Genomic DNA, 13,200 nt, shown 5'->3' with positions numbered 1-13,200 from the left:
CGGCCGTTTTAGGGTTAGGTCGAATAAAGGTTCCATCTGAATCAAAGCCACTGACTAGTTTTGCATGTTCTTGGATATACAAGGCCACCTCATGATGGATAAAACTTGTTTTAAACGTCTTTGCATGAAAGGCTTCGTAATACGCTAGTTTATTTTGTAAGCGAACAAGCTCTTTTTTTGACATTCCTTTTCCCCCTTTTGGTGACCTTTGACTAGTCTACTCAGCGAAATATGTGGCTAGAGCCGTTTCTTTTCTGCTTTACGAGCTAACGTTTTGGCTTTTGTTTCACTGACTTCGGCCGTTTCTTGATACGTGACGTTCCCTTGTGGGTCTAAAATTTGAAGTGTCCATTTTTTTACGGTCTTTTTTGTTGGTTTTTTCATTTTTTCTATTCCCCCTCTTAATAAATTAGGTGGCTCTCAATCCGATAAGCCTTTATTTCTACGCCATTATCTATCCGGCGTCGTTGGACTCGTGTTTGTAGTTCTTCAAGTGCTTCTTGTACTGAATTGGCCTCAATATCTCGCTCACACCCATTCGCCACAGTCCCTAGTGGACTGGGTGTACTTATCCAATACACATCAAACTGATTCATTTGTCCCCCTCCTTCTTTCTTGTCCTGTTTTCAGGTTCGTTAGGCGGCACTTTGTTGTGTCACGTTTGCCTAACAAAACTCAAAATAGGGCATTCCCTATCTTTTCTTAGGTTTGTTTGTACATGTGTGTCTGTGCGATTCCTCATGTTACACTCCAGAATTGTCGTAGGGTTTTTAGCATACGGTACCCCAAACTCTGTAATACCTAGTCTAAATGCTCGCTCTTTCGAGGTCTTGGCAAGTGGTATTACTGCACGGGCTAAGTTCAAACTGCTGTTGTCGCCCACTCCAACAGCAGCCAAAGAAAAAGAATCATAGGTCTCTATTCTGGATTATTCTTTTTCCGGATATTCAGTTGTGAAAGATCCCCTGCTTGTTTACAAGCAAACCTAAGAAAAGCTAGTTATTATAACTCAATTGCCTGTGTAAGCCGCAATTGATCCGTTATCTGTTTTCGTCTTGCAATTACTCGCCCTTGTTTGTCTACCACTGTTTGAATAAACGGGTAGATATGGGCTAAGCTCACAATTTCATGGTTCTCATTGGTGTACGCTTCCGCTACGACTTTCTTTCTGGGCTTCATATGGCCTCTTTTGCGAACCGTATAGCCCATCATCATGTACATGTCATGGTTCAGTAATCGAACACTCTTTCCGACCAGCGCCAGAGCGCCGATTGATAACACTTGTCCCTTATCCAACACATTCACTACTGCTTGTTTCATCCTTTTCCCCCATTTCATGACCATGTTCATTTCCACAGTAGGGCGAACAAAAACAAAAAAGAGGCTGACCCTGATTTTCATCTAGGTCAGCCTCTTGCTTTTCTTCTTAAGCTGAATAATTTAACCAACAACCTTTTTTCGCTAACTTTCGCAAGAAAAATTTTTGTGAAGTACCAAAAAGTGGCCGTATGTGTTAAAATTATTCAGTCAAGTTTACTTGGCTAGAGGAGCTGTTCCAGAGAAAATGCACTGTTTTTTCTGCGGACACCCTTGACCACGCAGCAACTCGTTGAGAGACAAGTTGTTGCACCCTTGAGCCTGAGAAACTCATAGGGGGTTAGGGGGCTCTTCTATTTTTGTTTGTTCGCTCAAATCTAGCAACAAACAGATTTATGCCGAAAAAGTGTCAAAACACGTTTCTTTTTGTATGAATCTTTAGCAAAAGAGTAGCACGTTTTGAAATCTTCTGCAAGTTAAAATCTGCCTGTTTCTAAAAATTGGCTAACAATCGGTACGCTATTTCTTGTTTAACCATGGACAGTTTAGAGCGGATATATTTGAATTGCCTAACTATAATTTAATATTAGCAAACGCATGTTCGCATTACAAGAGTTATACTAAAAAAAAATTGACTTTTTTAAAATTTCTGTTCTTTTGATAACCATCTCGTTGGTGTTGTGTTGTTTTTTCCACCTCTCCCAGTCTGCCTGATCCACTCGTACAGGACGTGCAGTAAATTGTTGAGAATCCCAGTCTACCGCCAGCAAACGCATTTCAGCTGGTTGATTGAATCCTTTCGGTTTTACCACATACACGTCTCCAAGCTTAAAGCTCTCTACCCGTTTCACAAAGATTCTCCTTCCAAAAAATTGTACATAAGCACTTCGGGTGTCGTTTCTTTTTGAGAAGTAGCCGTTAGTTGGTGCGAACACTCTTGGAAGAAATAGCAAAAGCTCTTAAACATATAGTTATTCGTATTTTTAATTTTGTGGTCTGTCCGTATCTTTTGAACCACTCGCCGCAAATGTAACTCGATTTCTTCTTGCCAATCCTCCCCGATGACGACAATACCTGTTTCATTTTCCACCTTCTTTTTGGCACGCTGAATAATGCCGACGGTCTCATAGGCTTGGTCAAATGTTTTAGAAAATAAGGCGATAAATTTTAAACTGTTTTCTGTCAAAAAGGTTTGCGTATTGGTCAAGTGAAAGGTGGCTAACAATTCTTGATCCAATTGCTGGGCTTTGTCCGTGTCTATTTTTTTTGTATCTTCTTTTAATGTATCTTGTTTATTTTCTATATCTAGATTGTGTAAGTTTTTATTACTTCCTGAATTACCAACGGTTTGACCCTCTTTTTTTGGAAGTAAGTTTTTGTTACTTCCGGATTTATCAACGGTTTGGCCCTCTTTTTTTGGAAGTAAGTTTTTGTTACTTCCGGATTTATCAAGGCTTTGGATTGTTTTAAGATAAACTTCGTGACTTTGAACATCTAAATTCGCCAAGTACAACTTATTCGGTTTATTTAGACCCTGTTGTATTTGTTTTAGTAAGTGAGCTTCTTCTAATTCCTTTTTTATTTTAATTACTTTTGGTTTTGCACAGTTTAATAAGCCTTGCAATTCGTCATTAGTAAAAATAAAGTAAACTTGTTGATTTTCATCAACCCAATTATTTTGAATAGAGTATTCCAATCTATCTTTCAAGATTATATATGCTATCTTAGCGTCATTAGACAAATTTTTGTATTTTTGACCATACAGCAAGGCTTTTGGAAATTTAAAAAAAAGTTCTCCATATATATCTTGGATATTTATATAATCAAACATATTGATTCCTCCAAATTTTATATTTATAATATTGTATTTTTTGGAAATTCGCAACACTTATTATTGTTAAAATCGCTGTTAAATCAGCAACAATAGCAACATTGTACTTAATAACAATATCGATATTGTTATCGTCTATGACATTGACATTAATGTCAATGGTAAAAAGAAAGTAGTTTTATGATTGCATATTTACGCCATTAAATCAGCTTTTCAAATTGAATATTAACATTGACATTGATATCAATGTCAATGTATAATCAAATCAGAAAAAGAAAGAAGGTTAAATTAATGGCAAAAAAAATTGCAGTTTCCACCAATAAAGGTGGAGCATTAAAAACTTCTATTACAACTAATTTAGGAGGAGTATTTGCTAATGCTGGATTCAAAGTTTTACTTATGGACTTGGATAATCAAGGGAATATAGGAATAACATTTGGTATTAACCCAGATGATGTAGAATTTACAATATACGACATTTTAACTGAGCCCAATTTTTCAATAAGTCAAGCGATTATAAACGTATCCAAAAATCTAGACATTATAGTAGCAAATGATGATATGGCCTATTTGGAAATGGATGTATTAACTGATAATAATAAATTTCCTGACCCTTTAAACTTATTGCAGAAACCACTAAAAGCACTTGATAAATTGTATGACTTTATTATTATTGATACTCCTCCAGCAATGGGTATGATTTCTGCTAATGTTTTTAATTCAGTAGAAGATATAATTATTCCTTACCATCCTGAAGTATATTCTTTCAGAAGTATGGTCAAATCAATTAAGTCAATAAACAATTTTAAAAAGACCAACAATCTGTTAGATATTAAAGCAGTTGTTCCTGTAAAAGTCAGAAATGTATTAACGCATGAGGCTTTTTTACAATCAGCAGCCGCATTATGTGAACAGAATGGAATCACAATGACTAAAACTCAAATTCCAGAATCAATTAAGTATGCTGAATCTATAGGTAAATACAAAAGACCTGTTACACTTCTTCAAGATACAAATAGATCGGTAGAAGCATACAAAGAAATATATTTAGAATTGATGAAGGAGTTGAATTATATTGGCTAGAAAAAACAAAACAGATGGATTTTCATTTGAAGACATAGTAAATACTGAATTTAAAAAGAACAATATAACTAGTGGAAATGATATCGACAACAATATTGAAGATAACAACGACAATAATATTGATATCAACTCTGATGTCAATAACGATATCAATCCTAATGTCAATAGCGATAGCAACATTGATATTCTAGAAAAACTGAAAAGAAAAGATGAAACTAAGATTAAAACATTGTTGTATCTAGATTCAGATGTTGCCAATCATTTAGATCATTATGGGGATATGTTAGGCAAAAAAAACGGCGGTAAAAGTAAATTCTCGAATGAAAGTATAAAGAACTTTCTGATACAAAACTCTTTATGGGATAAAAAAATAGCAAACAAAAAAAGGAAAAAATAAATAAAAAACATTCAACGCTGATTTAGCATTGAATGTTTTTTTTATCATAATAGCTGTATATGGCGAACCGTATCATAAGGTATTGCACTAGTACCCACATAAAGTGCCACGTCATCATATCCTATTAGTTTTCCAGTTACGTTAGGTCTGAAATTACCTTCTAAATCGGTTTCGCCAAGCTGAATGGAAACAGCTCGGTCTTTTAGTAGCGCCTCCTCGATAACGTCTTGTATTTCTTGTTCCGTGAGTTGAGGTAAGCCTTTGATTGACGTATGACGAGTTGTGTGGTCGCTTGATAGGGTAGCTGTATGCTCACTTAAAAAGAATCCCTGATACTTTAACAACCCTCTATCTCGATATTGACGAAAAAATTCAGCTTCAATACTCATCTTTGGCTCCTCCTTGATTGATTCCTTCACTGCCGCCTGCATGGCCACCGACCAGCGACGCCCGTTTAATTGCAGTTCCAGCTTCTAAAGCGGAGTACCCGTGAACAATCGAAGTAAAGCCAAAACGATTGCGAATGTCGTCAATTAGTGAGTCGAGTTTCGCTTCTTTCAATTGCTGCTCCGGTTCTTCAAATAGAGAGAATTGAAAAGCTCTACTTTCGACCAATCCACCACAAGTAATGGAAATATTGCGTACAAAATAGCCCGGCGTATAAAATTTATGGAACAGCTGAAAGACTGCTTCCGCAAGTGACTTTGAGCGGTCTGTAGCGGGTATCTTTTGTTGCCTTGAAAAGCCGTCTTCTGGTGAGTTATATGAGTAGCCAATTCCGACATGTACAACAGTAGTCTGAACATGATGAAACCTCAAGCGAGTGGCAACTTGTTCCGCTAATTCTCGTAAAACAATCAACGTCTCACGATCCGTATAATCTTTTGGCAACACCTGACTATTTCCTATGCTTTTCTCTTTGACTCGTGTAGGCAAGACTTCATTAAAAGAGGTGCGGTCAACACCCCACGAGTGAGCAAATAGCTGTTCCCCAATTACACCAAATGTTTGTTTCAATAAATAAGGATTGTAATGAGCCAAATCTCCCATACTCATAATGCCACGATCATTAAGACATTTTTCCAACCGTCTACCAATTCCCCAAAACTCTGATAACGGTTGAATAGGCCAGAGCTTTTCAGGCACGTCTTCATAGCGCCATTCCGCAAACATCGTCGGGTTGTGTTTCGCTTCAATGTCCATTGCAATCTTCGCCAGCAAAGGATTATCCGCAAGACCTATCGTACACAACAAGCCTAATTCGGAATGTAGTTTGGCTTGAATTTCAAACGCTAAGGTTTGTGGCGTTTTTCCAAAATAGTTAAGGGAAGGGGAGAGGTTCAAAAAAGATTCATCAATCGAATACTCTAACAAGTCCTCATCGGTTACATAGTCACGAAAAATATTATTCACTTTCGTGTTCATTTTAATGTAGTAGTTCATACGTGGTGGGACAACAATCAAGCGGTCATCTGGCGGTAGCTGGTCAGCACGAGTCACGTTAGAAATGCCTAATTCTTTCTTTGCACGAGGGGACGCCGCTAAAACTAGACCATTTCCAGTGTTCTCCGCTTTAGACATGACGACCAGTAGGGCCTTTTTGGGATTTAGACCTCTTGCTTGACATTCACAGCTGGCGTAAAAAGACTTCATATCGACGCAAAGGTAGTTTCCACGAGGTTCATTATTGTAAGCATACATGCGAAACGCCTCTTTAAGCGAACGTATGTTCGTATTTAGTTTACCATAAATTAATCAAGAAAGGGAACAAAAAAGCATAGAAGTTGTCTATGCTTTTTCACTATTACGTATTTTGTAAATAGTTGGCCGAGATACACCTGTTTCTTTTGCAATTTCTTTAATTGGCCTACCTGCTGCTAACATTTCTACGATTCTCGTATATATTAGTTTCTTTTGTGCATTCTTAGTGTAGCTAGGGTAACTAACTGGGTGGCCTTTATAAACACCTTTTTCTTTCGCTATTTGTATACCCTGGTATTGTCTTTCTCGTATTGATCGACGTTCACTTTCAGCCTGGTACTTATAAAGTTCTAAAATCAAATTATTTAGCAGTTGCCGCAAATTTTCATCTTGAATATCACGAAACGAAGGCAAATTCAAAATCTCAATCGTAACACCTTTTCTTTTTAAGGTATCCATCGTTTCAGTTAGCTCTTTATTGTTTCTACCCAATCTGTCTAATTCAGATACAACAACTATATCTCCTTTTCTAAGGTAGTCCAGGAGTTCTTGAAATTTTGGCCGGTTCGTATCTTTTCCAGAAAGTTTATCTTGAAAAATGATTTCGACTTCTTCAGCTTTCAATTTTTCATACTGTCGGTCATAATTTTGGTCTTTACTAGAAACCCGAACATATCCGATTTTTGCTATCTAATTCACCTCGTTTTGAATTTATTTATTTTATACTTAAAACTTACACGAAAAAAGGCGATATACTAATATCGCCAAAAGTAACACTAGTAATAGTAAAGCATTTAAAAGTGAAAACCACTTATTTGTTCAGTTAAATCACTAGATTGTGATTTTCTACTTTAAGGTATTAAGTTTCTAAATTATAGGCATACAAGTAGGCGAAATAATAAACCAACGTTGCCATTTGATACCAAATATTAGGATTTAAATCTGTTGCTTCTTTTATTCTATTTAAGCGATAAGTTAAAGTATTGCGGTGAATGTGCAAAGCCTGCGCTGTCCGTCCATAATTACATTCTTCCCGGGCAAAAACAACCAAGGTGTCTAAGTAATCTGTATAAACTGAAATAACCTTCTTTAATAATTCTGGTTGCGGCTCTACAGGAAATGAGAACAACGTACTATAATGAAATTCACTTGTGTTAACCAAGCCGTGTTCTAGCTTAAAAAAATTTATAAAATACCAGCAGTCGATATTTTTTTGGACAATCTTCTTTAAGTTGCGCTGAGAGTTACTATAAATAATTAGACTTGCAGAATCAACATCCCCAACTACTTCTTCCGTGAAAAATAAATAAAAACCTTTATAAGCAAATATTTCGTTTCCTTGATTAATTTTCGTTAAAAGATTTTTCTTTTTACTCAGCACACAAATTTTTTCATTTAAAAGATTTAAGTTGTAGTATTTGATTCCTTCAGTAATGGTTTTTTGTGAGTAAGAACCATCACTATCAAGAATTCTTTTGAGAAACTCATTTTTTTGATTTTTTTTCATTTCCAATTGCTGATAATTAGTATGTTCTTCTAAAATCAGTCGAACGATAGTGCTAACTAATTTAGTAAAGGGCAATACTTCTTTTGGTTCGCCAGTAATTCCCACTACCCCAATGACCTGATTGTTATAGATAATTGGTTCGTTGGTTCCTTGTTTTTCTGAAATGGTATTTTCAAAAACATCAATTCGCTTTTTTTCCTGGATGGCTTGTTTAGCTAATTTATGAGTCTTACCAATCCGCATCTTATCTCCACTGGCAATAATTTTTCCCTGTTGATCCATAATGTTAATATTGTAAGGAATATCTTCCATTAATCTTGCCACAATCAATCGTGCTTGAGATTCGTTTAACACTTCCATGATCTAACCTCCGTAAATAGTTTCTAGTCCAATCATTAACTATGTAGGAAACTGAACTTTTGAAAAAATGACTCCTTAACCAAAGATTGTTTAGGGAGTCATTTATTTACAAATAATTATATTTCAAAAACAATATTATAGTTAATAATGTCTCTTAACATTTGAATTGTTTCCACCAGATATTGACCAATCGTGGTTTTTCCTGATAACAATAAGGCCTGTGATTTATTTAGTAAAGCATTGATGGCATCACTGACTTCAGTTCGTGTTGGTATTGGATCATGCTCGATAAAATCCTTGATTTGAGTCGTTACAATTAAATATCTATTATTTTACCGGGCTCTTTTCAGCAAAACCTTTTGAATGTAAGGCACTTTTAAAATCTCAAGCTCAAATGAAAGGTCACTTTTAGCCGCAATAATCCCGTCAACGAACAACAAGATTTCATCAAAATATTAGACGGCTTGCTTACTTTCGATTTTGACGATTACTTGGCACCTGGCATACAAGATTTTTTTTAATTAATCCTTGATAGTTGAAATATCTTGCGGATTACGCACAAAACTAACAGCTAATTTGTCGATTTTAAATTCGTGGTCGTCAGCAATTTTGAGTTGATTTTGTCTGTCACAGATAAAATAGACCTGGACAAAAGTCGAGTGGGAATATGCAATCCTTTTTTACTGAGCAGTAGGCCGCCTTTAGTCACTTTGGCTATCAGGCACTCTGGTTTTTTTATCACAAACCACAACTTCTAACTTGCCATTATCAATGAAAAAAATTGGTAATTCGATAGGTTTCAAGATTCTTTGATAATTAATTGAGATTTTATTATCTATATTTTTTGTTACCTTGAAAAAAATATAAATTTTGTTTGTTTTTCAATTTCATTGGATCTATTAATTGTCCAAACCTTTTTTGGTCCTTGTATATCAAATAAAATTTAAAAAGCATAACCTTTTTTGTGTAAACTGAGCCAACGTGAAAAATTTTTTTCGATTAAATCAGCTGATAGATGGAAATTATTTAGTCGAACAAGCGACAAATTATTTTGTGAGCCTTTTTCCAATATTGTGCTATCTTAAAGTGTCGGTCATAGAGTTTCAACGTTATCTATTTTATTCATCATAAAATTTGATCCTTAGTTATATAACGCTAAAACTCTGGCAACATTTTCAGTAGTTCGTGCTAAATTTTCCTTGCCAGTTAAAAGTGCGTCACCTAAGGTTGTAACCTTTGGCAGAATGCTAAAGATCGCGGTCATGCCTTCATCATATAAGACCTCCACATTTTCACCGATGTAACCAGCACAAGCGAAAACAGGTTTGTGATATTTTTTTCCGACCTTAGCTACCCCATAAGGTGCCTTTCCAAATTTTGTTTGATAATCCATCCCACCTTCACCGGTAAAAACAAAGTCAGCAGTTTTGATATATTCTTCTAATCCCGTAACTTCCGTCACAAGATCAATTCCTGATCGTAATTTAGAATTGGTAAAGGCTAACAATCCAGCACCTAAACCGCCTGCAGCGCCGGCGCCAGGAATATGTTCAATTTCAATTCCTAAATCTTGACGAATCACTTGGGCATAATGGGCCAAGTTTTGATCTAATAGCCGCACCATTTTATCAGTGGCACCTTTTTGTGGACCAAAAACGGTTGAAGCACCCGCCTCCCCCGTTAATGGATTGGTTACATCAGAAGCAATTAAAATTTCAATCTCTTTTAAACGAGGATTAATTCCGGAAATATCTATATGAGCCAATTGATTTAAAGCGCCGCCTCCTAAAGGGATTTCTTGATTTTCTTGATTTAAAAATTTTACGCCTAGGGCAGCCGCCATTCCTGCTCCGCCATCATTTGTGACACTACCGCCAATACCGATTATGATTTTTTCTACACCATGTTCCACGGCTGCTAGAATTAATTCACCGGTTCCATAAGTAGATGTTTTCAACGGATTGCGGGCCGCTGGTGCAATCAATTCAATTCCGTTAGCCTTAGCCATTTCAATAACGGCAGTTTTTTGATCTCCTAAAATACCAAAATAAGTCGTAACTTTTTCTTCTGAAAAGGGACCTGAAACTGACACTTCAATTCTTTTACCGTCAGTTGCGTCTACTAGTGCGTCTACCGTTCCTTCACCACCATCAGCCATCGGAACATGAATAATTTCTACATCCATTAAAATTCTTTTGATGCCTACTTCCATCGCTTCACAAACTTCTTTAGCTGACATGCTCTCTTTAAATGAATCTGGAGCCAATACAATTTTTAAAGTCATAATTAAATCTCCTCGATTATTTTTATTTTAAAATGAATCCGTACAAAACAGTAGCAACAATTGTCATCACACCACCAATGCAAAATTCATAAGGAATAACTGAAATTCTTTCTTTAATTGTCATATGAACGCTATCGGCGGTTATGTGGAAATAATTTCCTTGTGGTACACTATCAATCACCGTTGCACCTGTGTGAACCATTACAGCGGCTCCCAAAGGAGTGGTTCCCGTTTGTAAAATTGCATTCCCAAATGAGCCTGTGGCTAAAATTACTGCAGTAGAAGTTGATCCCACGGCTAAACCCATCAAGATACCAGAGATCGGAGCTAAGAATGTACCAGAAATTCCGATAACAGAAATTAACTTCACAACTTGTTCCGATAGGTCAGAAGAAGAAATTAACCCGGCGATTGCACCAGCTCCAACCAATATTAAAACGGTGTCGGTAATTTTTTTCAACCCAGCTGTAGTATAAAATTTAATTTTATTCGCATGTCCCATGGCAATTGTAGCCACGATTGAGGCAAACGGTAAAATATATAAGGCATCAATTTTTAAATTGGAAATTGCTTCGATTTTCAACAAACTACCAATTGGATTAATTAATAACAAGATAATTGACAAAACTGGAGCAATTAAAGCCTTATTTAGTGGCATTAAAACTTTTTGACTATCGTCTTGTCTAATATCAAACTCACTAATTTTCCCACCCTTATGGCGAATCAAATTGGCGATAATGACCGTCACAACTAGACCACAAATTGCTGGGATAAAACCAGCAATCATCACATCACTCAGATTTAAATTAAAACCATTGGCCGCCGCAATTGTATTAGGATTTGGTGAAATAATATTTCCAGCTTTCCCTCCACCAGACATCGCTGTTAACAAAGCAATTTTTCCGATTCCAGTTTGTTTCCCAACAGATAATGCAATTGGCGCCACTATCAAAACTGCTACTGGAATAAAAACTCCAACTGCGGTAATAATCATAGTGGATAAAGCTAAAGATAAAATAGCTTTCTGCTCCCCTAATTTATTTACAATCGCATGGGCAATTGATTCTGCGGCCCCAGATTCCATCATGACGCCGGCCAAAACACCGGCAGCCATCACTCGTATTGCTGTCCCCATAATACTTTGTGTACCTTTGATTAAAATATCGACTGTCCCTGTTAGCGATGCGCCCCCAAGCAGACAGCCAATAATCGCGCCTAAAAATAGCGAGTAGACTGGATTATATTTTTTCAAAATTAAAGTGATAGCTAATAATAAACCAATAATTGCTGCATACCAGGGTATCGTTAAATTGTCCATTTCTAATTCCTCTTTTCTCTCTTTGTTTGCGTTTTCATTATAGAGTTAGAAAAACAATTTGTTAATTGGCGAAACAACAATTTCTTTTGTAACTATTCACAAAAACAAGTTTTTTCTGTTTTATAAATAGAAAAAACTTGGAACAGCCTCAAAATTTTTCTACTGGTGATCATAAGTACTTTAATTCTTCATAATAAGATATTTTTCATCTCACAGAAAGTATAAAGCAATTTCACTTACTGCATAGTTTGTCAAATAATGTTCGATAGCGTAAAATTTTGTTATTTAACTATTAAATAGACATAAGGCCGATTATTCTAATTATATCGAAGAGTTATGCAAAAAAGCTATCAAAACTTAAAAGTATTGATAGCTTTTTTTTACTGTGGTAGAATAAGGGTTACTTAACTATCATATCTTACTCTCATAAATGGAGTAGAAAGTAGGCAGATTTTCATGATTTATGGTTATGCTCGTGTAAGTACCTGGGGCCAAGATTTAGAAACACAAATTATTGCATTGACCAACCAGGGCTGCGACAAAATTTATACTGAAAAATATACAGGAACAAAAATTGAACGAAAAGAATTTCAGCAGTTATTAGAAAATATCCATGAAGGCGATACGTTAATCGTTACCAAATTAGATAGATTTGCCCGGTCAACAATTCAGGGATTGAATACCGTTCAAGAACTTTTCAAAAATGGTGTCAAGGTTCACATATTAAATATGGGTATTATCGAAAATACACCAACTGGTCGATTAATACTTACCCAAATGCTGGCATTTGCAGAATTTGAACGAGATATGATCGTGGAGCGAACACAAGAAGGAAAAGCTCTTGCCAAGCTAAATCCAAATTTCAGAGAAGGCCGACCAAAAAAATTCAGCAAAGACCAGCTAGAGTTAGCAATGGAATTATTGAAACAGCACACAACCAAAGAAGTTTCAAATAAAACAGGTATTAGTGTGGCTACGTTATATCGAGAGAAAGCAAAAAGAGCTCAACTTTACAGTTGAGCCTTTTCAATTGACATTGAGTCCATGAAATCCATTTTTAACATATTATATTTTGAATTCAATTTTTCATACCACGGAAAATCACTCTTGATTTTTAGGACTTATAAATAAAATTTTTTCAGATAGTAGAAAATCAATTACATCTGTCCCCATTTTATTTGGATAAAATCAATGCGAGAGAATTTCATACTTGGACTATATGTTGTGTTCCCTTCAACAATTATATAATAATCTTAATCGAGATAAATATTTTTTTCTTAAAGCTTGTATAATACCCGAAGCAATCTAATCCGCTGTTGTGTAAATAATTTTGAATTGTAGGCTTCCTTCCTATCGGGATAAAGCAATGGAATTGTGGAATCTTTCAATTTTTCAGCGGACG

The 13,200-nt window shown here is 35.8% G+C and carries 16 protein-coding genes; 3 read left to right on the top strand and 13 right to left on the bottom strand.

From position 1 onward, the window contains the following. The 6 genes from AC1Z3S_RS18375 to AC1Z3S_RS18350 all read right to left on the bottom strand — a co-directional run. The coding region (locus AC1Z3S_RS18375) for a hypothetical protein (protein ID WP_461741570.1) at positions 1-184 on the bottom strand (184 nt) is incomplete at its 3' end. A gap of 53 nt (positions 185-237) precedes the next feature. Continuing rightward, positions 238-384, bottom strand: coding sequence for a hypothetical protein (locus AC1Z3S_RS18370; protein ID WP_461741503.1), 147 nt, complete (start codon positions 382-384; stop codon positions 238-240). 17 nt (positions 385-401) lie between these two features. After that, the gene (locus tag AC1Z3S_RS18365) at positions 402-596 is read right to left on the bottom strand and encodes a hypothetical protein (RefSeq protein ID WP_461741502.1); all 195 of its coding nucleotides are present in this window, start codon (positions 594-596) and stop codon (positions 402-404) included. Positions 597-1,002: 406 nt separating this feature from the next. Continuing rightward, complete coding sequence (locus tag AC1Z3S_RS18360) at positions 1,003-1,401, bottom strand: hypothetical protein (RefSeq protein WP_461741501.1); 399 nt, start codon at positions 1,399-1,401, stop codon at positions 1,003-1,005. A 536-nt stretch (positions 1,402-1,937) separates the two neighbouring features. After that, positions 1,938-2,168 carry a hypothetical protein gene (locus AC1Z3S_RS18355; RefSeq protein WP_461741569.1) on the bottom strand — a complete coding sequence of 77 codons (231 nt, stop codon included), beginning with the start codon at positions 2,166-2,168 and terminating at the stop codon, positions 1,938-1,940. After that, on the bottom strand, positions 2,165-3,148 hold the full coding sequence (locus AC1Z3S_RS18350) for a replication initiator protein A (RefSeq protein ID WP_461741568.1): 984 nt from the start codon (positions 3,146-3,148) through the stop codon (positions 2,165-2,167). The genes AC1Z3S_RS18355 and AC1Z3S_RS18350 overlap by 4 nt, the downstream gene beginning before the upstream one ends. Before the next feature lie 291 nt (positions 3,149-3,439). Here AC1Z3S_RS18350 and AC1Z3S_RS18345 point away from each other — a divergent pair, with 291 nt between their 5' ends. Together AC1Z3S_RS18345 and AC1Z3S_RS18340 are read left to right on the top strand one after the other, a co-directional pair. Continuing rightward, positions 3,440-4,231 (top strand): ParA family protein, encoded by a 792-nt coding sequence (locus tag AC1Z3S_RS18345; protein ID WP_461741567.1) that lies wholly within the window; start codon positions 3,440-3,442, stop codon positions 4,229-4,231. Continuing rightward, positions 4,224-4,628 carry a hypothetical protein gene (locus AC1Z3S_RS18340; RefSeq protein WP_461741566.1) on the top strand — a complete coding sequence of 135 codons (405 nt, stop codon included), beginning with the start codon at positions 4,224-4,226 and terminating at the stop codon, positions 4,626-4,628. The genes AC1Z3S_RS18345 and AC1Z3S_RS18340 overlap by 8 nt, the downstream gene beginning before the upstream one ends. 44 nt (positions 4,629-4,672) lie before the next feature. Here the strand turns inward: AC1Z3S_RS18340 and AC1Z3S_RS18335 are convergent, their stop codons facing one another. From AC1Z3S_RS18335 to AC1Z3S_RS18305, 7 genes are all read right to left on the bottom strand, one after another. Then, the gene (locus AC1Z3S_RS18335) at positions 4,673-5,017 is read right to left on the bottom strand and encodes a hypothetical protein (protein ID WP_461741565.1); all 345 of its coding nucleotides are present in this window, start codon (positions 5,015-5,017) and stop codon (positions 4,673-4,675) included. Further along, entirely contained in the window at positions 5,007-6,329 is a 1,323-nt protein-coding gene (locus tag AC1Z3S_RS18330; protein ID WP_461741564.1) for a Y-family DNA polymerase, read from the bottom strand. The genes AC1Z3S_RS18335 and AC1Z3S_RS18330 overlap by 11 nt, the downstream gene beginning before the upstream one ends. Positions 6,330-6,416: 87 nt before the next feature. Continuing rightward, entirely contained in the window at positions 6,417-7,019 is a 603-nt protein-coding gene (locus tag AC1Z3S_RS18325; protein ID WP_461741574.1) for a recombinase family protein, read from the bottom strand. A gap of 169 nt (positions 7,020-7,188) precedes the next feature. Next, positions 7,189-8,196, bottom strand: coding sequence for a CdaR family transcriptional regulator (locus tag AC1Z3S_RS18320; RefSeq protein WP_461741563.1), 1,008 nt, complete (start codon positions 8,194-8,196; stop codon positions 7,189-7,191). 116 nt (positions 8,197-8,312) lie between these two features. Next, entirely contained in the window at positions 8,313-8,513 is a 201-nt protein-coding gene (locus AC1Z3S_RS18315; RefSeq protein ID WP_461741573.1) for a pyruvate kinase, read from the bottom strand. 824 nt (positions 8,514-9,337) lie between these two features. Further along, positions 9,338-10,480, bottom strand: a complete 1,143-nt coding sequence (locus AC1Z3S_RS18310; protein WP_461741562.1) for a glycerate kinase family protein — start codon at positions 10,478-10,480, stop codon at positions 9,338-9,340. 22 nt (positions 10,481-10,502) lie between these two features. After that, positions 10,503-11,798, bottom strand: a complete 1,296-nt coding sequence (locus AC1Z3S_RS18305; RefSeq protein WP_461741561.1) for a GntP family permease — start codon at positions 11,796-11,798, stop codon at positions 10,503-10,505. A 456-nt stretch (positions 11,799-12,254) separates the two neighbouring features. On the opposite strand from AC1Z3S_RS18305, the gene AC1Z3S_RS18300 reads away from it, so the two are divergent. Continuing rightward, positions 12,255-12,818: a recombinase family protein gene (locus tag AC1Z3S_RS18300; protein ID WP_461741560.1), complete on the top strand. Its 564-nt coding sequence runs from the start codon at positions 12,255-12,257 to the stop codon at positions 12,816-12,818. Positions 12,819-13,200: the final 382 nt, after the last annotated feature.

The sequence above is a fragment of the Enterococcus sp. LJL90 genome (assembly GCF_056924355.1).
Note: the sequence above shows the minus strand (reverse complement) of the source record. Positions and strands in the feature narration are given on the sequence as shown.